This is a genomic window from Nostoc sp. NZL (assembly GCF_015714705.1).
In the GTDB taxonomy this organism is placed as follows: Bacteria; Cyanobacteriota; Cyanobacteriia; order Cyanobacteriales; family Nostocaceae; genus Nostoc; species Nostoc foliaceum_A.
This window is the reverse complement of the sequence record NZ_WBKL01000071.1, coordinates 16948-34357: the sequence shown is the minus strand read 5'-3', so window position 1 is coordinate 34357 and position 17410 is coordinate 16948. Positions and strand designations below refer to the sequence as shown.

Below are 17410 nucleotides of genomic sequence, written 5' to 3'. Positions count from 1 at the left end.
CCCTTTTTATGATTATCATTATTGTATTGTTTTCTGAATAGGTATACTACACAATAATTGTTAAAGGTCAGGATGCTTTAAGGCTGACAAGATAATATTTTTAACCTCTAATTTCTTTTGATTTGCGTTCTCTCCTATCGCTTTTAGTCTAAACTCCAGTTATTTTTAGCAGATAGTATTTTTCTGAAAAGCCCAGAAAGAATAGAAGCATTAGCAGTGATAATGGGGTTGTGTTTGCTAGTTTACACTTTAGCCCAAAGAGAAATTAGAGCGGCTTTAAAATCCTTAAACTATACTGTAAAAAATCAATTAGTAAAAGCCATAAATAATCCAACCATGCGGTGGATATTTCAATGTTTTCAATCAGTTAATCTTGTTACTTTTCAACAAAAAACAGAGTTTTGTAATTTGACATCTGAGATGAAGTACATTCTTCTATTCCTCCCAGAAGCTTGCCGTAATTACTATAGATATATAAGTTGATTGAGCAATATTATTAATATTTTAATTAGACCATTTAGCTCATTAATAAGATTAATGTTCTGAACAAGTCATGGCGTTTTTAACTTTATTTTCAGACAAGCATAAGTTACAAGGATGTGTTGAGCTTGTAATAATAAAATCGTCTTATTAAAATTTTCCACCAAACCACTCTTATATTTATTGCTGCTTATTGAAAATATATTTAATAAATTTTCTTATCCCAAATCTGTTTTTTTAAGATAAATGTAATTTTTTACTCCTTTTCTATGAATTAACTTCCGTAATAACCGCTTGTGACAGTTAAGGTGCGGAATGTGGGTTATGAATTAATCAAGAAAAATGGTACTAATTATCCTTCCCAGTCTTGACGAGTATCGCACAGAAAATTGTCTGCGATCACATCATCAAATAAATACGGGCAATGCTCTGGAAAAGTTCGTAATGGTAAGTTAGTTTCTCGTAGCGCCAAATCGACTCCCGCTTCAAAGCCATCTAACAAGGCTTCTTCGATTCGAGACTTTAAGCTGGGGTTCTGTCGCAAATGTCTGTGGATGGCGCGACGCTGTTCTCGAATTGCTAAAAACCAACTGCGAGAGCGTTGTTCGGGTTGATACTCCCACTTCAAGAGATGACCGAGTAATACACTCAGACGACTCACGAGTTCCCGATACTCCTGTCTGCCCAAAGCTTGAATTTCCTCTTGCAGGTGTTGCCAGTCTAGTTCCATAACTAGCCTCTGCTCTAACGCTTTAGCCTGCTGCTGTGTCCAGCCATAAAAGTCTTGGTCATACAAAAAAGGTTTGTCCATAGAGTTGAATCTTGACAGCAAAAGATCACGAGCTAGTTTGATGATTTAAATTCAATCCTGAACAAATATTCAACTTGCTTTTGCTTCATCCCCAGATGCTTCAGCCACAGCCGCCAATCTATCTGCCGCAGCTTGGACGATTTGAGCCACTTGGGCCAAAGGCATGTGCTGGATTTGTCTAAGAATCAGACTCAAATCTGAGGTTTCTGGAATTGGCTTGCCATCTATGCAGCTGATTAACTCTTCCATTGTGTAGCCTGCTTTCGATGCGATTTGAGCCAAATTTTCTGTATCTGGCACCTTCACACCTTTTTCCCACATCTGAACAGCAGTAGCAGATACCCCCAAAAGCTTACCAAATGCTCGCTGACTCATTGAACCGCGAGCTAGTTTAATGATTTCAATCAGTTTTTGTTTGCTTTCGATCTTCACTGCTTATATAGCTAGCCAACTGTATTTACAAGTCTACTTTCAATATTACAAGTTTACTTTTATATTGACAGCCTTGTGTTTTAGTACTAAACTATATCTCTGGTTGTAAATCTGCAACTACAGGCATCAAGCTAGTAGAATAACCCATCTATCTTTAACCAACTCAAAAAACTTAGTTTGCTACGGCGCTTGTTCTAGTAGCTAGACTTTGCTGCGAAGAAATAATATCGAAGGTGCATCATGTTTCGCAAGCCACGCAAAATTAACCAATATCGCCGCAAAGGTAAAAACCTTATAGCCACTAATAAAATTAAACCAGAACAGTGGAACATTTCTGACGCAGAAACCAAAGAAGCTTTAAAAGTTAAAGGCTACGATGTTAAGCAAATCAAAAAAATCCACCTTCTGAAGCATCAAGTGTGTATTTCCTACTGGGATGCAAAAGGCAATATATGCAGCAGCTTTTTTAGCTACCGGATTTTTGCGCGTTGGCAAGAAGAAGCCCAAAACCTAATTTATACCTGTCAAACCCTGAAGGAATGGGCGAAGCTAAATTACGTTATGAAGTACGAATTTGCCTATTACCATTATCCCAGTGAAATAGAAGATACACTCCACGCGATATTAGAAAACCACCTATCTGTGTTAAAAGCAACAGTCAAAGAAATGGTTTTACATAATATTTAACAGCAAAAATTAGTTAGCGGCAGAAGTCGCTAACTCCGCGAGACGTTCTTGCTGGTCTAGAGATATACAAGATTGGATAAGTGTTTCTAAATCACCATCCAAAACAGGGGTAAGGGAATAATTCTGACCTAACCGATGATCGGTAGCGCGGTTATCTTTATAATTATAGGTGCGAATTTTTTCCGATCGCGATCCAGTACCAACCTGCGATCGCCGCATGGAAGTTACAGCTGCTTGTTGTTCGCTTAACTTGATGTCATACAACTTCGCCCGCAGAATTTGCATTGCCCTTTCTTTGTTTTGCAACTGGCTGCGTTCTTCTGTACAGAAAATGCGTATTCCCGTTGGTTTATGCATCAAGTCAACGGCTGTTTCCACCTTGTTGACGTTTTGTCCACCAGCACCACCAGAACGGGCTGTAGTCATTTCAATATCTTTCGGGTCAATATGAATTTCCACATCATCGACCTCTGGCATAATCGCCACGGTAGCTGTGGAAGTATGAACCCGTCCCCCAGATTCAGTTGCCGGCACGCGCTGCACACGATGCACTCCAGCTTCAAACTTTAGCTGGCTATAAACGTCATTACCTTTAATTTCTAGAATGACCTCTTTCCAGCCACCCATTTCTCCGCGAGATTCGCTCACTAGAGAAACTTTCCAACCTTGAGTCTGGGCATAGCGGGTGTACATCTGCATCAAATCGCCAGCCCAAATACTTGCTTCATCGCCACCAGTACCAGCGCGAATTTCCAACATGATATTCTTTTCATCATTGGGATCGCGTGGTAGCAGTAAGACTTTCAAGCGAGACTCTAAATGTTCTATTTTTTCTTCAAGTTCTTTTACTTCCAGTGATGCCATTTCTTGCAACTCTGGGTCACTTGCAGATTCTTTATAAACCTGACGCGCTCCGGTCAAGTCTTCTTGGGCTGTTTTCCAAATTTCATAAGTATTAACTACCTCTTCCAAAGAAGAACGAGACTTAGCAATTTCTTGATACTCATCAGGATTGCTAGCGGTATCGGGGTCGCCAAGACGACGTGTTAATTCATTAAAAGTTTGTTCAACGGATTTTAGTTTGTCCAGTAAGTATGATTCAGCCATGATGAGTGCGATCGCTCCTTAAAAAATAACAAATTGGCTCGAGCATATAAATGAAAATCGACCCAGCTGATGCAGGGCCGTCGTTAACAGCAGAGCCAACCCGCTACTTTTTGTTTTGATCGTCGCCAGATGTTTGAGTGCTGCTCATGCCGTACTTGCGGAGGAAGCGCTCTACTCGACCCTCAGTGTCAATAATCTTCTGAGTACCGGTGTAAAATGGGTGATTTCCAGACCAAACATCTACATGCAATTCTGGCTTTGTAGAGCCAATGGTCATAACAACTTGACCGTTGCAGTAAACTTTAGCATCTGGATACCACTTGGGGTGAATATCAGCTTTAGCCATTGTTCTTTTTGTGATGAATCTATATCAATTATAACTTTCAGGTTTCAATTGAAGCTAGGGAGTGGGGAGTAGGGAGATCAGGGAACAGGAGAAGAATAATTATTGGTTATTCATCAATGCCCCATGCCCAATTCCCAATGCCCAATGCCCAATTCCTAACGCTTAGAGTACTGAGGTGCTTTCCGAGCTTTATGTAAACCATATTTCTTCCGCTCTTTTGCTCTCGGATCGCGAGTCAAGTAACCTTCGGTTTTCAAAGGTGGGCGATTGTCTGGGTCGAGTTGGCACAAAGCACGAGCAACTCCCAAGCGAACAGAATCAGCTTGTCCAGTCAAGCCGCCGCCTTCTGCTTTGACCAAAATGTCATATTCGTTTTCTAATCCCAGAGTTTCCAGGGGTGCTTTGATAACTCCCAAATAGTTGGGGTTAAATTGGAAATACAAGTTTCCATCTTTACCGTTCACAGTCAGTTGACCAGTGCCTGGAACCAAGCGTACCCGTGCTACTGCGTTCTTACGACGGCCAGTGCCCCAGTATACGGCGCGACCGCTATTGGCATCTGCTACTACCATTAATTTTCTTCTCCAGGAATTGTACTAACTTTTAGTTCTTTAGGTTTTTGAGCATCGTGAGGATGTGTAGGGCCAGCATAGACTTTCAGCTTGGTGAACAACTGCTTACCCAGGCTATTTTTAGGTAGCATACCTTTAACAGCTTGTTCTAAAATCCGCTCTGGTATGCGCTGTTGCAGTTTAGCAAAAGTTTCGGTTTTCATTCCACCGGGACGACCAGAATGGCGACGGTAAAGCTTTTGAGTGCGCTTTTTGCCAGTGACTGCGACTTTCTCGGCATTGATGACGATTACGAAGTCACCTGTATCTAGGTGGGGTGTATATTCGGGTTTCTTTTTGCCTCTCAATACTTGAGCGATTTCGCTGGCGAGGCGACCGAGGCGTTTATCGGTGGCATCTACTATGTACCACTCACGCTCAAGGGATACTTGAGAAGGAAGGTATGTTTTACTCGTTGTCATTTGTCATGTGTCCTTTGTCATTTTTAATTTGTCATTAGTCATTTGTCAGTTGTCATTAGTTGTTACTAAGAACCAATGACTAATGACTCTTGACTAGTGACGAACTTTGGCAAGGTGTCGTACCAAATCTCTTTTGGAAAGGGAAAATCTGGATAGCCGACTCGCAACAAGCACAAGCCTTGAGGCGGTGCGGCGTGTTTCACCTCTTCTCGACGTTGTTCTTTCCAGAGTTCGGTGAAGCTAGAAAGTGTCCGTTGTTCAGAACCTACTTGTACCAGCATCCCTACCAACAGCCGTACCATGCCATACAAAAATCCATCTGCCTGTATTTCAATATGGATAAATGGCCCACTGCGACGACACTCTGCTGCTTGTACCTCTACCCAGGAATGTGATCGCTTTGAGCCTGCACGGTGAAAAGCAGCTAAGTGATGCTTTCCCAAGAGAGGTTTCAAGGCAGCTTGGATTAAAGATTCATCCAGGGGTGCATAATAATAATGCCAACTGAAGGGTCTTACAAACAAGTTAAGCCGATCTTCAGTATATATTGTGTAGCGATACCGTCGATAGGCTGCACTAAAGCGAGCGTGCCAACGGTTATCGACACTAGCTGAAGCCCTGATTAATATATCTGGCGGCAGGTAGCTGTTGAGGATTGTTGCCCACTTGCGAGGCGGGATTAAACCTGTTGCTTCAAAATGGGCTACTTGAGCAGCAGCGTGAACTCCAGAATCGGTTCGCCCAGCACCGTGTAGTGTCACATGATGCCCAAGAATAGTAGCGATCGCTCTTTCTATCTCTTCTTGGACTGTCCGTTGTTTTTTTTGCCGTTGCCAGCCATGAAAATGAGTGCCCAGGTATTGGATTACCAAGGCTACTCGATGAGTTTGTGTAGGCTGGTGGCTTTCTAACATACAGAATTTGTCCTTTGTCTTTTGTCAATTGTCTTTTGTCAGTTGTCCTTTGTTGTTCACTAATGACCAATGACTAATGACCCTTCGGGTTCGCCAGTTACTCATGGGGGAAACCCCCAAGACCGCACTGGCTCACCAATGACTAATGACTTAAACCAATTCAATTATTGCCATTTTTGCATTATCGCCCCGACGCGGTACGGTACGCAGGATGCGGGTATAACCGCCCTGGCGATCGCCATATCGAGTTGGAGCTTGCTCAAATAGAGCGTGAACGAGTTGTTTGTCGAAGATATAGCCAAGAGCTTCCCGACGTGCTGACAAGGAGCCATTTTTGGCTAGGGTAATCATTTTTTCCACTTCACTTCTTAGAACTTTCGCTCTAATTAAAGTGGTGGTGATCTTACCATGACGGATCAGCTCGGTGGCGAGCGATCGCAACAAAGCACGGCGTTGATCGGCTGGTTTACTGAGTTTTTTGACGCGACAACGGTGACGCATAATTATGCACTATGAATTATGAAGGTTTTTCTTAAGGGTGTTTAGAGCCTCTTTCCATTGGCAGAGTGATGCCCAAGCGTCGCTGCAAAGCTTCCACGACTTCTTCTGCTGACTTCTGCCCAAAGTTCTTAATTTCTAAGAGGTCTTCTTGGGTATAATCCAACAAATCTGCCACAGAGTTAACTTGTGCCCGTTTGAGACAGTTATATGCCCGCACAGAAAGTTGCAACTCTTCGATGGGTATCTGGGCAGTTGGGTCGTCTGGAATCTCCGAACCTGTGTCTGTTGGTTCTAGGGAGATGTCTTTCAATGGGTTGAATAAATCTACCAAGATCCCAGCGGCTGAAGATAGTGCTTCTTGGGGGGAAATACTGCCATTTGTCCAAACTTCCAACAGCAGTCGGTCTTTTGGAATCAAGCCTTCCCCACGAGATTCTTCAACACTATAGTTAACTTTTCGCACTGGCATAAATATTGAGTCGATTTGCAGAAAGTCCAACGATGTGGCTTCCTCACGTCCTCGCTCTACAGTGCGATACCCTTTGCCTTTCTCGATCCTAAATTCCATTTCCAGCTTTCCACCCTCAGCGATGGTGGCTACATACTGGGTCGGATCGATAACTTCTACTTCACTGGGTAAATCAAAATGCGCCGCAGTGATTGTTGTTGGGCCGTTAACGAGTAATCTACCAATTTGGGGCTGCGAGGAATAGTTTTTTAGGATAACTTCCTTCATTTTCATGAGGATTTCCAGCACATCTTCCCGCACGCCCGGAACTGTAGCAAACTCGTGTGAAACGCCTGCAATTCGCACTGCTGTAACTGCTGTACCTTCTAGGTTGGACAGTAAAACCCGCCGCAGTGCGTTGCCAACCGTTGTTCCTTGACCGCGTTCTAGAGGTTCCAGAACAAATTTACTGTAATGGTTCCGACTTTCTTCAGTATTCGACTCTACACATTCAATCTGAAACTGCGCCACGGATGAGCCTCCCTTTTTCTAAGGTGCTGCTAGCAGACAAATCAATTGCCTCCCGAATTGACTTTATGTCCTGTAGGTCTAGGTTAATCAAACTACTAGTATAAAATTACGGTATAGTTTGATGCCCCTATTGAGCTTGCAGGCGCTAATAATATTTTGGGTAGCCCGAAGCTTAACATCTTTCCCTATGGGAAAATCTGACATGCTTCTGGTCGCCCAACTTTTCACCCAATGACAATTTGCACGTTAGACGCCCAAGCGATCATTGGAAGTAATTTTACTTACTTTGGTTGTAACTTCTCGCCCTCAATGCCCAAGTCTTGGTATTTAAACTCGACGGCGCTTGGGTGGACGGCAACCATTGTGAGGAATGGGGGTAATATCCCGAATGAGTGTAATTTCCAGTCCTGCTCCTTGAAGTGCCCGGATAGCGGTTTCTCTACCTGCTCCTGGTCCACTTACCATTACCTCAATTTGGCGCATTCCTTGATCAATGGCTCTACGGGCTGCACTTTCAGCAGCGGTTTGCGCTGCAAAGGGAGTTCCCTTTTTTGCTCCCTTAAAACCGCTAGAACCAGCACTAGCCCAGGAGATGACATCTCCATTTTGATCGGTAATGGTGACAATGCTATTGTTGAAAGTAGACTGGATGTAGGCCATTCCACTGGGTACATTCCGTTTCTGCTTCTTGCTCCCGGATTTTTTAGTTGGTTGTCTCGCCATACTTGTTTAGTTGATTTAAGGTAAAACTTGCTCTGATTAGCAAGTGTTGCAAAATTATTTCCCTGGAGCCTTCTTCTTCCCAGCCACTGTCTGCCTTCTGCCTCGACGGGTTCTGGCATTGGTACGAGTTCTTTGTCCTCTAACTGGTAAGCCCATACGATGGCGACGCCCTCTGTAGGTACCAATATCAACTAAGCGCTTGATGTTCAAAGACTCCAAGCGCCGCAAGTCGCCTTCAACTTGATAGTTGCTTTCTATTTCGCCTCGTAGTGCTGTCACATCGGCATCACTTAAGTCCTTAACGCGGGTGTCTGGGTTCACACCAGTAGCCGCTATAATTTCTTGAGCGCGTGATAACCCAATTCCGTAAATGTAAGTTAGACCAATCTCGACGCGCTTATCGCGTGGAAGGTCTACTCCGGCAATCCGTGCCACAATGAACTCTCCCTATTGTTTTCGCAATTGCTGTTGGTTAGAAAAACGTGATTAATCGCGTTTTTTCGTTTTAATTAATGATATGCGTGTTACAACTCACTCTGTTGGTAAGAGTGCTATCCTTGACGTTGCTTATGCTTGGGGTTTACGCAGATCACCATGACGCGACCACGACGTTTGATCACGTTACACTTTTCACAGATTTTCTTGACTGAGGCTCTAACTTTCATGCCTTTTATTTTTTGACTCCAAATATTAAATTATAGCATTTCTAGGGAAATTAAACCAGCTAATTGAGTAATAAACAGTCCTAAAAATGGTTTTATGGTAAAATTCTCTACATATACTTACTTCTTTCGTAGTCGATAGGTAATTCTGCCTTTGGTCAAGTCGTAAGGAGTTAACTCTACCTTGACGCGATCGCCGGGCAAAATCTTGATATAATTGCGGCGAATCTTGCCGGAAATGTGAGCTAGCACGTTGAAGCCATTGTCCAAGTCAACGCGAAACATCGCATTGGGCAAGGACTCTGTAACCGTGCCTTCCATTTCAATCAAATCTTGCTTAGACAATTTGTTTTTTCCTCAACTCAACAATTTCGTGTTCAGTTGCAGCACTTCATCTGCAAGAAAACACACTTTAAGAAATATATCAACAGTTTATTAATATATCTTAGCTAAAATTGATCTTTTTCTTGGTATGGGGTAGTGGGGAGTAAGGAATTCTCTACTCCCCACTACCCTTCTTTTCACGAAGCGATTACCTTTTGTAATTCACCAGTGACATCTTCTTGGGACTGATTGCCATTGACTGTTAGGAGTTTTTCGCGATCGCCATAATAATCAATTAAAGGTGCAGTTTCAGCGCGGTACACTTCTAAACGACGACGAATTACCTCTTCGGTATCATCTTTTCGTCCTCTAGCTAGCAAACGTGCGATTACAATTTCATCTGGTGCATCTAGATTGACTACCCTTTCGCCGCTCTGATGTATTTGTTCCAGTAACTTCTCCAGGAAAGCTGCTTGGGTTACTTTGCGAGGAAAACCATCAAGAATCCAACCATTTTTGGCATCTGGTTGACTAAGGCGCTCCTGTACCAAGTCCTGTACTAGCTGGTCGGGTACTAACTCGCCGATATCAACATAGCTTTGAGCCTTGATTCCCAGATGAGTTTGCTCTTTCATGGCTTGTCTTAATATTTCACCAGTAGAAATATGGGGAATATTCAAGTGTTCAGCCAAAGTTTGAGCTTGTGTTCCTTTACCAGCTCCAGGCGGCCCCAAGAAGATTAATCGCGTCACTATTATTTCACCATTCCTTCATAGCGCTGAGAGATGACATATGTTTGGACTTGTTTGGCTGTCTCGATTGCCACACCAACTAAAATTAACAAAGAGGTTGCACCTATTCCCTGGAAAGTTTTCACATTCAAAGCGCTTTCCACGGCGGTAGGGATAATAGCAACCAAGCCCAAAAATATCGCACCCAAAAAAGTGAGTCGGTTAGAAACGCGTTCGATATACTCGCTAGTTGCCTTGCCGGGACGAATTCCAGGAATACTAGAACCCATTTTCTTCAAATTCTGCGCCACGTCTACTGGGTTGAGAATCAACGAAGAATAGAAATAGCTGAAGAAAACGATGGAAACCATGTAAACCAAGGCATAGACCCAGGAGCTAGAACCGCTTGGACTCAAATAAGTGTTAACTATATTCGCCAAATCGGCATTTTTAGTAAAATTGGCGATTAGCAGTGGCAAACTGAGAATGGCAGCAGCAAAAATAATTGGCATCACGCCGCCTTGATTTAGCCGCAGGGGCAGATAGCTACGCTGCTCTGCCAAAACCCGCCGACCTACTTGGCGACGAGCTGAAATAATTGGGATGCGGCGCATTCCTTCCTGCACAATCACAATACCAACAATTGTCGCTAGGAAAACTAAGATCAGCACGATCACGCGACCTACTGTTTCCCGACCGCCAACTTGCACCAACTCGATGGTATCACCCAAAGCTTTTGGTAATGAAGCAACAATGTTGACAAAAATCAATAATGATGCGCCGTTACCAATGCCCCGTTCTGTAATCAGTTCTGATGCCCACATTACAAACATAGAACCAGCAGTCAGAGCGATCGCAGTTTCAGCTACGAAGATTGGGCCTGGGTTTAAGGCAAATTGCTGGAGGAATAATGACGAGAAAGCTACACTTTGAAGAATTGCCCAACCTACAGTTACATAGCGGGTAATTTGCGATATTTTTCGTCGACCTGCTTCGCCTTCATTTTTCTGTAAATTTTCTAAAGATGGAATTGCAGCAGTGAGCAATTGGATGATAATAGACGCATTAATGAAGGGCAAAATCCCTAAAGCAAAGACTCCCAAAGTCGAAAGTCCTCGCCCGGAAAATATATCCAATAAGCCGAATATGGAATTACTCCCCGATATGGCTTCGGCAAATCTCGGTCTATCAATCCCTGGTACGGGTAAGAAAATACCCAGGCGAACCAAAATTAAAATACCGACGGTGACAAGCAGCCTACCTCTCAGCCCGGCTGCTTGTGCCATCTGCATAAAAGTTTCTTGAGCCGTTGGGGCTTTATCTCGACTGATCATAGAGTGCTACCTTTTTAGTGAACCAAGCACTGGCAGCGAGTTGGCTTACATTTAAGTGCGCTGTTCCGGCTCACTCATAAGACTTCACAACTCCCCCCAGCTGCCTCAATTTTGCTACGAGCTGAACCTGTGAAAGCTGCCGCTTGTACCTTGAGCGGAATGCTCAATTCCCCGTTACCTAAAACTTTCAATGGCCCCTTGACAGCAGTCAGGATACCTGCGGCTTTTAATGAGGTCAAAGTTACTTCCGTATTCGCGGGAAGAGAGGCTAGCTTCTCTACATTAATCGTAGTGTAAATCTTCTGATTAACAATCGGAAAGCCCTTCAGCTTAGGTAAGCGGCGGTACAATGGCTGTTGACCACCTTCAAAACCTGGTCTGGTACCACTACCAGAACGGGATTTTTGACCCCGCATACCTAAACCAGCACTAGCGCCTTGTCCGGCAGAAATACCTCTAGCTACACGCTTCTTGCGTTTCTTTGAGCCTTTTTGCGGCTTAACATCATGGAGTCTCATAAGTTATCAAGTTCTCATTTGTCGTTTGTCATTCGTCGTTTGTCATTTGTCATTTGTCCTTTGTTATTCACTAATGACTCATGACCAATGACTAATGACTAAATTAGATGTAGAGATTTTGAATAGGAATACCGCGATCTTCGGCGACTTCAGCAAGGGTACGCAGTGTAGATAAGGCATTAACTGCGGCTCTAGCATTATTGAGCGGATTGTTGGAGCCAAGTTGCTTGGCTAGAACGTTACGAACTCCTGCCAATTCCAAAACAGTTCTCACAGCACCACCAGCAATTACCCCAGTACCAGGTGCGGCTGGACGCATAATCACTTTTGCACCGCCACCGACACCATCAATAGGATGGGGGATGGAGTTGGATTTGGTGATTGGGATATCAATGAGGTGTTTTTTGCCATCGGCTACGCCTTTTTTAACGGCGCCAATTACATCTGAGGCTTTACCTACTCCAACTCCAACCTGACCACGTTCGTTACCAACGACAACGATCGCTCGGAAGCTGAGTTTTTTACCACCTTTGACCACTTTACTTACGCGGCGGATTTGAATAACCCGCTCTTGCCAAGTGGTTTCTTCTTTTTTGGCACGCTTTGTTCTACTTTTACGCTCTGTTGCCATAATTTAGTGCTCTGGTGAACGTCATTTGTCTTTTGTCATTTGTCAGTTGTCATTTGTCTTTTGTCATTTGTCCAATGACTAATGACCAATGACTAATGACCAATGACTTTAGAAATCTAAACCAGCTTCGCGTGCTGCATCAGCTAATGCTTTGACACGACCATGATATAAGTTACCACCGCGATCAAAGACTACTTTGGTGATGCCTTTTTCTAGCGATCGCACTGCGATTAACTTACCAACTTGCGCCGATGCATCGCGGTTTGCACATGACGCTAAACTAGATTTCAAATCTGGTTCTACAGTCGATGCAGACACGATGGTTTGATGCTGAGTATCATCAATTAACTGGGCGTAAATATGCTCATTAGAACGAAATACCGCTAAACGCGGACGTTCTGGGGAGCCGATAACTTTGCCACGAACGCGTCGATGACGACGGTTTTTTGATTCTCTACGAGTAAGTTTCATTTCTACTTCTTACCACCCTTACCAGTCTTACCAGCCTTCCGTCTGACCACTTCACCGGCATAGCGAATACCTTTACCTTTATAAGGTTCTGGTGGACGAACGGCACGAATTTTGGCGGCTGTGTTACCTACGATTTCTTTGTCATAGCCGCTGACAATGACATTAGTGGTACCTTCTACAGCAAACTGAATTCCTTCCGGTGGTTCAATTTGCACCTGATGGCTGTAACCCATGTTTAAAACTAGGTTACGCCCTTGAAGTTGTGCCCGGTAACCAACACCTTGAATTTCTAAACGGCGCTGAAAACCTTGGGAAACTCCCTCGACCATGTTGGCAACTAAAGTACGGCTCAAGCCGTGAAGTTGCTTTGAGGTACGAGTTTCATCTCGACGATTTACCTGTAATATTTCTCCCTCTTGAGAGAGTGAAATATTAGCTGCTAGAGTGCGAGAAAGTTCTCCTTTCGGGCCTTTCACCACAATATTTGTACCATCGATCGCCACTTGAACTTTGGCGGGAATAGTAATTGGACGTTTACCAATACGAGACATGACTTTTTGTCCTTTGTTATTTGTCCTTTGCCTCTTGTCCTTTGTCTTTCACTAATGACTAATGACAAATGACTAATGACCAATGACTACCAAACGTAACAAAGCACTTCACCACCCAAGTTCTGACGCCGCGCTTCGCGGTCAGTCATAATTCCACTGGATGTAGAAATAATGGCAATGCCAATGCCGCCTAGTACCCTTGGTAATTCTTTTCTATTGGAGTAAACACGTAAGCCTGGCTTACTCACTCGCTTTAAGGCGGTGATCAGAGGCTGACGATTCTTCCCTTTATATTTCAGGGAAATCACCAGATTGTGCTTTACCCCTTCTTCTGCTTCTTCGATTTCAGCAATAAAGCCTTCCTCCCGTAGCACTTTGGCAATACTCCGGGTCATTTTTGTAGCTGGCACTTGTGTAGTTTGATGCCGCGCCAGGTTGGCATTGCGGATGCGCGTCAGCATATCTGCAATTGTGTCGTTAGCCGCCATCGTTCCCTCTATAGATGAACTTATTGATCGCGAAAGGGCATTCCTAATTCTTTAAGTAAGGCGCGTCCCTCTTCGTCGTTTTTTGCTGTAGTGATGATGGAAATATCCATCCCACGCACTTGATCGATGCTGTCGTATTCGACTTCTGGAAAAATTAGCTGTTCTCTCACGCCCAGAGTATAGTTACCTCGTCCGTCAAAGCTTTTAGGGCTAACGCCACGAAAATCTCGAATTCTGGGTAGTGATAGGCTAACGAGCCGGTCAAAAAAGGCATACATCCGTTCTGCTCTGAGGGTAACCATGATCCCCACAGGCATTCCTTGACGAATTTTAAAGCCAGCGATCGCCTTTTTTGCCCGCGTCACCACTGGTTTTTGACCAGTGACTAAGGCAATTTCGTTAATGGATGCTTCCAGCGACTTCGCATTTTGAGCTGCTTCACCCAAACCCCGGTTAATAGTAACCTTTACCAACTTCGGTACTTGATGAACGTTGGTATATTGAAACTGATTGATCAGTTTGGGGACGATTGTCTCTTGATATAAGCTTTTGAGTCTTGTTGTCGCCATAGTTTTTTGTCCTGATATCCCTGGGCTTGGTCAGGGAACAAAGTTACGAGTTATGAGTTATGAGTCATGAGTTAAATTCTTAACTCTTAATTTCTAACTTCTAACTATTTATCCAGTATCTCGCCAGTTTTCTTAAGCTTTCTGACTTTTTTGCCTTCGGAGGTAAAGGTATAACAAACACGACTGGCAACGTTTTGCTTGGTGGAATAAAGCATCACGTTGGAGCTATGAATCGGGAATTCCTGGGTTACAATCCGCCCTGACTCCCCTTCTTGCTGGGGTTTGACGTGCTTAGTTTTAATGTTGACACCTTTGACCACAACTTTACTCAGTTGGGGAAGTGCCTGAATAATTTCACCAACTTTTCCTTTGTCTTTGCCAGCAATCACTTGTACCGTGTCGCCAGTTTTGACGTGCATTTTGTGGAATACTTTGGGCGTACCCTGTTTGGTTGCCATTAAAGCACCTCCGGAGCCAGAGAAACGATTTTGGTAAAGTTTTTATCGCGCAGTTCCCGTGCAACTGGGCCAAAAACCCGTGTGCCTCTAGGATTACCGTCTTTGTTGATAATCACAGCAGCGTTATCATCAAAGCGAATACTCATGCCACTGTCACGAGATACAGCTTTACGAGTGCGGACAATTACTGCTTCCACGACATCAGACTTTTTTACAGCCATGTTGGGTGTAGCATCTTTGACAACAGCGATAATTTTATCGCCGATAAAACCATAACGACGATTGCCTCCGCCTAAGATGCGGATGCACATTAGTTTGCGGGCGCCGCTATTATCTGCGACATTTAGGTAAGTCTGGGGTTGAATCACAATTATTCTCCCTTGTAATGTTGTTAGTTTCTAACAACGATGAGGTTTAAGTAGGTTTGACGTTCAGGACTTCTGTGATTTTCCAGCGCTTGGTTTTACTCAGGGGTCTAGTTTCCTGAATGCGAACGCGATCGCCTACTTTACACTTATTTTCTTCGTCGTGAACTTTATATCGTTGGGTGTTAACCACAATCTTGCCGTACTTGGGGTGAGGAGCGCGGTTTTCTATGGCGACTACCACAGTTTTTTGCATTTTATCGCTCACTACCAAGCCAACTCGTTCTTTAACTGCCATAATCTTCTACTTTTCTTCTTTAGCCGATTGACTTGCTGCCCGTTTGCGTTCTGTCTCTAGCGTCAGCAATTGGGCTAGGCGGTGTCGAGTTTGTCTGAACTGGTGGGGCTTTTCTAATTGTCTTGTAGCTTTTTGCAAGCGCAACTGAAATAGTTGTCTTTTGATAGCGACAATTTCATCAGAGAGCTTCTCGTCACTTAATTCTCTAGCTTCTGAAATCTTTGGAAGAGGCATAAGCTACTCCTGCTCCTGTGGTTGAGAGCGCACAATAAACTTGGTTTTTATAGGCAGTTTAAATGAAGCCAAACGCATAGCTTCACGGGCGATTTCTTCAGAAACCCCACCGATTTCAAACAGAATTCGTCCTGGCTTGACTACAGCTACCCAAAACTCTGGATTACCTTTACCGGAACCCATCCGGGTTTCAGCAGGACGCATGGTTACAGGTTTATCAGGGAAAATCCGAATCCAGATTTGTCCACCCCGACGAATATAACGGGTCATTGCCCGACGAGAAGCCTCGATTTGCCGGGAGGTAATCCAAGCTGGTTCTTGCGCTTGGAGTGCAAAATCACCGAAGTTGAGGGTGCTACCACGGGTGGCTAGTCCCTCCATCCGTCCGCGCTGTTGTTTGCGGAATTTAGTTCTTCTAGGGCTTAACATGGTTTGTCACTTGTCATTTGTCATTTGCCATTTGTCATTTGTCATCTGCCATTCCCTAATGACTAATGACTAATGACTAATGACGATTTATCCTTCATTGGAGCGGTCTTCAAATTGCTGGCGACGACGTTGTTGTTGACGACGACGGGGTTCACGATCGCGATCGCCACGATCACGAGGATCACGGGTTGCAGGTGGTAGTGGAGTTTCTTCCTGTCCAGGAATAATCTCTCCCTTAAACACCCATACTTTGATACCCAAAATGCCGTAAACAGTTTTTGCTGTGCAATAAGAGTAGTCAATATCAGCCCGTAAGGTATGTAAAGGTACTCTACCTTCACGAGTCCACTCTGTCCGGGCAATTTCTGCACCGTTGAGGCGACCGCTAACTTGGATTTTAATACCTTGGACACCAGCGCGTTGGGCACGTTGAATCGATTGCCGCACTACCCGCCGAAAGGAAACCCGACGTTCCAATTGTTGAGCAATGTATTCGGCAATTAGGTAGGCATCAGCATCAACTCGTTGGACTTCAACTACGTTAATGCGAATTTGGCGATTACTACCCAACAACCCTTGGAGTCCGGTACGCAAGGATTCGATACCTTGTCCACCACGGCCCACCACTACACCTGGTCTTGCTGTGCGTACTTCTAAGTCGATTTGATCGGCTTTGCGCTCAATCCGTACCTCAGAAATTCCGGCGTTGTTTTGAGCAAGTCTACCCAGCTTTTGTTCTATGTATTGACGGAGTTTGTGATCTTCTTGTAGAAGTTCTGGGTAGCGATCAGGAACAGCAAACCAACGGGATTGATGTTCATGTGTAATACCCAGGCGAAAACCAACTGGATGAATCTTCTGTCCCACGAATGCTTCCTCTAAGATTTCTTACTTTACGCAATTTATTCGTGTAAGTGTGCTTATTTTTCTGGGGCGGCTGCAACGGCCACAGTAATATGACACGTCGGCTTGCGAATTTGGTAAGCTCGACCTTGCGCTCTTGGTTGGAACCGCTTCAGGGATGGCCCTTGATCGGCGTATGCCTGAGTAATCACTAGTTGAGTCCGATCTAACCCAGCGTTGTGTTCAGCATTGGCAGCAGCGCTTCTAAGAACCTTCAATATGGGTTCAGTGGCGCGATAGGGCATGAATTCCAGAATGATTAGCGCTTCTCGGTATGATCGCCCCCGGATTTGATCGAGTACCCGACGCACCTTGTAGGCCGAGATGCGGATAAAACGAGCGATCGCTTTTACTTCAGTAGTATTAGTAGCCATAATTTTCTCCAATTTTGTCATTTGTCATTTGTCATTTGTCACTTGTCTTTAGCTAAT

Annotated in this window: 29 protein-coding genes and 1 pseudogene; 2 read left to right on the top strand and 28 right to left on the bottom strand. The window is 44.2% G+C overall.

All coding sequences use genetic code 11. The features are described from left to right. Positions 1–159 precede the first annotated feature (159 nt). Positions 160–483 (top strand): annotated as a pseudogene (locus F8R90_RS33825) (IS1634 family transposase); the annotation flags it as partial. 349 nt (positions 484–832) lie between these two features. Here F8R90_RS33825 and F8R90_RS10700 read toward each other — a convergent pair. Further along, positions 833–1291: a DUF29 domain-containing protein gene (locus F8R90_RS10700; RefSeq protein WP_196510717.1), complete on the bottom strand. Its 459-nt coding sequence runs from the start codon at positions 1289–1291 to the stop codon at positions 833–835. 69 nt (positions 1292–1360) lie between these two features. Then, positions 1361–1723 (bottom strand): helix-turn-helix domain-containing protein, encoded by a 363-nt coding sequence (locus F8R90_RS10695; RefSeq protein ID WP_104906418.1) that lies wholly within the window; start codon positions 1721–1723, stop codon positions 1361–1363. Between the two features lie 240 nt (positions 1724–1963). Between F8R90_RS10695 and F8R90_RS10690 the strand changes: the two genes are divergently transcribed. After that, positions 1964–2410 (top strand): hypothetical protein, encoded by a 447-nt coding sequence (locus tag F8R90_RS10690; RefSeq protein WP_196510716.1) that lies wholly within the window; start codon positions 1964–1966, stop codon positions 2408–2410. Between the two features lie 9 nt (positions 2411–2419). On the opposite strand, the gene prfA is transcribed toward F8R90_RS10690, so the two are convergent. The 26 genes from prfA to rplV form a co-directional block, all read right to left on the bottom strand. Continuing rightward, the gene (gene prfA, locus F8R90_RS10685) at positions 2420–3517 is read right to left on the bottom strand and encodes a peptide chain release factor 1 (protein WP_190891266.1); all 1098 of its coding nucleotides are present in this window, start codon (positions 3515–3517) and stop codon (positions 2420–2422) included. A 103-nt stretch (positions 3518–3620) separates the two neighbouring features. After that, positions 3621–3863: a 50S ribosomal protein L31 gene (gene rpmE / locus F8R90_RS10680; protein ID WP_109011936.1), complete on the bottom strand. Its 243-nt coding sequence runs from the start codon at positions 3861–3863 to the stop codon at positions 3621–3623. A 155-nt stretch (positions 3864–4018) separates the two neighbouring features. After that, a complete protein-coding gene (gene rpsI / locus F8R90_RS10675) occupies positions 4019–4435 on the bottom strand; it encodes a 30S ribosomal protein S9 (RefSeq protein WP_012410698.1) in 417 nt (138 codons plus the stop codon). Continuing rightward, positions 4435–4896 (bottom strand): 50S ribosomal protein L13, encoded by a 462-nt coding sequence (gene rplM / locus F8R90_RS10670; RefSeq protein WP_196510715.1) that lies wholly within the window; start codon positions 4894–4896, stop codon positions 4435–4437. Before rplM ends, rpsI begins: the two co-directional genes overlap by 1 nt. 65 nt (positions 4897–4961) lie before the next feature. After that, positions 4962–5810 carry a tRNA pseudouridine(38-40) synthase TruA gene (gene truA, locus F8R90_RS10665; protein ID WP_196510714.1) on the bottom strand — a complete coding sequence of 283 codons (849 nt, stop codon included), beginning with the start codon at positions 5808–5810 and terminating at the stop codon, positions 4962–4964. A gap of 150 nt (positions 5811–5960) precedes the next feature. After that, positions 5961–6311, bottom strand: coding sequence for a 50S ribosomal protein L17 (gene rplQ, locus F8R90_RS10660; RefSeq protein ID WP_094349105.1), 351 nt, complete (start codon positions 6309–6311; stop codon positions 5961–5963). Between the two features lie 31 nt (positions 6312–6342). Then, a complete protein-coding gene (locus F8R90_RS10655; protein ID WP_196510713.1) occupies positions 6343–7290 on the bottom strand; it encodes a DNA-directed RNA polymerase subunit alpha in 948 nt (315 codons plus the stop codon). A 327-nt stretch (positions 7291–7617) separates the two neighbouring features. Beyond that, a complete protein-coding gene (gene rpsK / locus F8R90_RS10650; protein ID WP_012410703.1) occupies positions 7618–8013 on the bottom strand; it encodes a 30S ribosomal protein S11 in 396 nt (131 codons plus the stop codon). Positions 8014–8067: 54 nt separating this feature from the next. Continuing rightward, positions 8068–8448 carry a 30S ribosomal protein S13 gene (gene rpsM, locus F8R90_RS10645; RefSeq protein WP_012410704.1) on the bottom strand — a complete coding sequence of 127 codons (381 nt, stop codon included), beginning with the start codon at positions 8446–8448 and terminating at the stop codon, positions 8068–8070. Positions 8449–8564: 116 nt separating this feature from the next. Then, positions 8565–8678: a 50S ribosomal protein L36 gene (gene rpmJ / locus F8R90_RS10640; RefSeq protein WP_015129703.1), complete on the bottom strand. Its 114-nt coding sequence runs from the start codon at positions 8676–8678 to the stop codon at positions 8565–8567. 117 nt (positions 8679–8795) lie between these two features. Continuing rightward, positions 8796–9020 carry a translation initiation factor IF-1 gene (gene infA / locus F8R90_RS10635; RefSeq protein WP_006276978.1) on the bottom strand — a complete coding sequence of 75 codons (225 nt, stop codon included), beginning with the start codon at positions 9018–9020 and terminating at the stop codon, positions 8796–8798. 176 nt (positions 9021–9196) lie between these two features. Continuing rightward, on the bottom strand, positions 9197–9751 hold the full coding sequence (locus F8R90_RS10630) for an adenylate kinase (RefSeq protein WP_196510712.1): 555 nt from the start codon (positions 9749–9751) through the stop codon (positions 9197–9199). A gap of 2 nt (positions 9752–9753) precedes the next feature. Beyond that, positions 9754–11064, bottom strand: coding sequence for a preprotein translocase subunit SecY (gene secY / locus F8R90_RS10625; RefSeq protein ID WP_190891254.1), 1311 nt, complete (start codon positions 11062–11064; stop codon positions 9754–9756). 74 nt (positions 11065–11138) lie between these two features. Next, the gene (rplO, locus tag F8R90_RS10620; protein ID WP_190891251.1) at positions 11139–11582 is read right to left on the bottom strand and encodes a 50S ribosomal protein L15; all 444 of its coding nucleotides are present in this window, start codon (positions 11580–11582) and stop codon (positions 11139–11141) included. Between the two features lie 103 nt (positions 11583–11685). Continuing rightward, positions 11686–12213, bottom strand: coding sequence for a 30S ribosomal protein S5 (rpsE, locus tag F8R90_RS10615; protein WP_190891248.1), 528 nt, complete (start codon positions 12211–12213; stop codon positions 11686–11688). 108 nt (positions 12214–12321) lie between these two features. After that, a complete protein-coding gene (gene rplR / locus F8R90_RS10610; protein ID WP_069070767.1) occupies positions 12322–12684 on the bottom strand; it encodes a 50S ribosomal protein L18 in 363 nt (120 codons plus the stop codon). Positions 12685–12686: 2 nt separating this feature from the next. Then, positions 12687–13235 carry a 50S ribosomal protein L6 gene (gene rplF / locus F8R90_RS10605; RefSeq protein WP_196510711.1) on the bottom strand — a complete coding sequence of 183 codons (549 nt, stop codon included), beginning with the start codon at positions 13233–13235 and terminating at the stop codon, positions 12687–12689. An 86-nt stretch (positions 13236–13321) separates the two neighbouring features. After that, the gene (gene rpsH / locus F8R90_RS10600) at positions 13322–13723 is read right to left on the bottom strand and encodes a 30S ribosomal protein S8 (protein WP_012410712.1); all 402 of its coding nucleotides are present in this window, start codon (positions 13721–13723) and stop codon (positions 13322–13324) included. Positions 13724–13743: 20 nt separating this feature from the next. Further along, the gene (gene rplE / locus F8R90_RS10595; RefSeq protein ID WP_118167585.1) at positions 13744–14292 is read right to left on the bottom strand and encodes a 50S ribosomal protein L5; all 549 of its coding nucleotides are present in this window, start codon (positions 14290–14292) and stop codon (positions 13744–13746) included. A 104-nt stretch (positions 14293–14396) separates the two neighbouring features. Further along, positions 14397–14750, bottom strand: coding sequence for a 50S ribosomal protein L24 (gene rplX, locus F8R90_RS10590; protein WP_196510710.1), 354 nt, complete (start codon positions 14748–14750; stop codon positions 14397–14399). Beyond that, the gene (gene rplN / locus F8R90_RS10585; RefSeq protein ID WP_069070772.1) at positions 14750–15118 is read right to left on the bottom strand and encodes a 50S ribosomal protein L14; all 369 of its coding nucleotides are present in this window, start codon (positions 15116–15118) and stop codon (positions 14750–14752) included. Before rplN ends, rplX begins: the two co-directional genes overlap by 1 nt. A gap of 46 nt (positions 15119–15164) precedes the next feature. Continuing rightward, positions 15165–15413: a 30S ribosomal protein S17 gene (gene rpsQ / locus F8R90_RS10580; RefSeq protein ID WP_100901244.1), complete on the bottom strand. Its 249-nt coding sequence runs from the start codon at positions 15411–15413 to the stop codon at positions 15165–15167. Between the two features lie 6 nt (positions 15414–15419). After that, a complete protein-coding gene (gene rpmC, locus F8R90_RS10575; protein WP_190891241.1) occupies positions 15420–15647 on the bottom strand; it encodes a 50S ribosomal protein L29 in 228 nt (75 codons plus the stop codon). Between the two features lie 3 nt (positions 15648–15650). Next, positions 15651–16076, bottom strand: coding sequence for a 50S ribosomal protein L16 (gene rplP, locus F8R90_RS10570; RefSeq protein WP_012410718.1), 426 nt, complete (start codon positions 16074–16076; stop codon positions 15651–15653). Positions 16077–16163: 87 nt separating this feature from the next. After that, positions 16164–16943 carry a 30S ribosomal protein S3 gene (gene rpsC / locus F8R90_RS10565; protein ID WP_190891238.1) on the bottom strand — a complete coding sequence of 260 codons (780 nt, stop codon included), beginning with the start codon at positions 16941–16943 and terminating at the stop codon, positions 16164–16166. Between the two features lie 53 nt (positions 16944–16996). Then, positions 16997–17353 (bottom strand): 50S ribosomal protein L22, encoded by a 357-nt coding sequence (gene rplV, locus F8R90_RS10560; RefSeq protein ID WP_190727944.1) that lies wholly within the window; start codon positions 17351–17353, stop codon positions 16997–16999. Positions 17354–17410: the final 57 nt, after the last annotated feature.

Bases quoted from the DNA above. Each gene is read 5' to 3' on its own strand.
- rpsQ (WP_100901244.1), bottom strand. From the start codon at position 15,413: ATGGCAGTTAAAGAACGAGTTGGCTTGGTAGTGAGCGATAAAATGCAA.
- rpsI (WP_012410698.1), bottom strand. From the start codon at position 4,435: ATGGTAGTAGCAGATGCCAATAGCGGTCGCGCCGTATACTGGGGCACT.
- rplV (WP_190727944.1), bottom strand. From the start codon at position 17,353: ATGGCTACTAATACTACTGAAGTAAAAGCGATCGCTCGTTTTATCCGC.
- rplP (WP_012410718.1), bottom strand. From the start codon at position 16,076: ATGTTAAGCCCTAGAAGAACTAAATTCCGCAAACAACAGCGCGGACGG.
- rplR (WP_069070767.1), bottom strand. From the start codon at position 12,684: ATGAAACTTACTCGTAGAGAATCAAAAAACCGTCGTCATCGACGCGTT.
- rplE (WP_118167585.1), bottom strand. From the start codon at position 14,292: ATGGCGACAACAAGACTCAAAAGCTTATATCAAGAGACAATCGTCCCC.
- F8R90_RS10690 (WP_196510716.1), top strand. From the start codon at position 1,964: ATGTTTCGCAAGCCACGCAAAATTAACCAATATCGCCGCAAAGGTAAA.
- rplX (WP_196510710.1), bottom strand. From the start codon at position 14,750: ATGGCAACCAAACAGGGTACGCCCAAAGTATTCCACAAAATGCACGTC.
- rpsE (WP_190891248.1), bottom strand. From the start codon at position 12,213: ATGGCAACAGAGCGTAAAAGTAGAACAAAGCGTGCCAAAAAAGAAGAA.
- rpsH (WP_012410712.1), bottom strand. From the start codon at position 13,723: ATGGCGGCTAACGACACAATTGCAGATATGCTGACGCGCATCCGCAAT.
- rpmJ (WP_015129703.1), bottom strand. From the start codon at position 8,678: ATGAAAGTTAGAGCCTCAGTCAAGAAAATCTGTGAAAAGTGTAACGTG.
- rplF (WP_196510711.1), bottom strand. From the start codon at position 13,235: ATGTCTCGTATTGGTAAACGTCCAATTACTATTCCCGCCAAAGTTCAA.
- truA (WP_196510714.1), bottom strand. From the start codon at position 5,810: ATGTTAGAAAGCCACCAGCCTACACAAACTCATCGAGTAGCCTTGGTA.
- rplM (WP_196510715.1), bottom strand. From the start codon at position 4,896: ATGACAACGAGTAAAACATACCTTCCTTCTCAAGTATCCCTTGAGCGT.
- rplO (WP_190891251.1), bottom strand. From the start codon at position 11,582: ATGAGACTCCATGATGTTAAGCCGCAAAAAGGCTCAAAGAAACGCAAG.
- F8R90_RS10700 (WP_196510717.1), bottom strand. From the start codon at position 1,291: ATGGACAAACCTTTTTTGTATGACCAAGACTTTTATGGCTGGACACAG.
- rpmE (WP_109011936.1), bottom strand. From the start codon at position 3,863: ATGGCTAAAGCTGATATTCACCCCAAGTGGTATCCAGATGCTAAAGTT.
- rpsK (WP_012410703.1), bottom strand. From the start codon at position 8,013: ATGGCGAGACAACCAACTAAAAAATCCGGGAGCAAGAAGCAGAAACGG.
- rplQ (WP_094349105.1), bottom strand. From the start codon at position 6,311: ATGCGTCACCGTTGTCGCGTCAAAAAACTCAGTAAACCAGCCGATCAA.
- secY (WP_190891254.1), bottom strand. From the start codon at position 11,064: ATGATCAGTCGAGATAAAGCCCCAACGGCTCAAGAAACTTTTATGCAG.
- prfA (WP_190891266.1), bottom strand. From the start codon at position 3,517: ATGGCTGAATCATACTTACTGGACAAACTAAAATCCGTTGAACAAACT.
- rpmC (WP_190891241.1), bottom strand. From the start codon at position 15,647: ATGCCTCTTCCAAAGATTTCAGAAGCTAGAGAATTAAGTGACGAGAAG.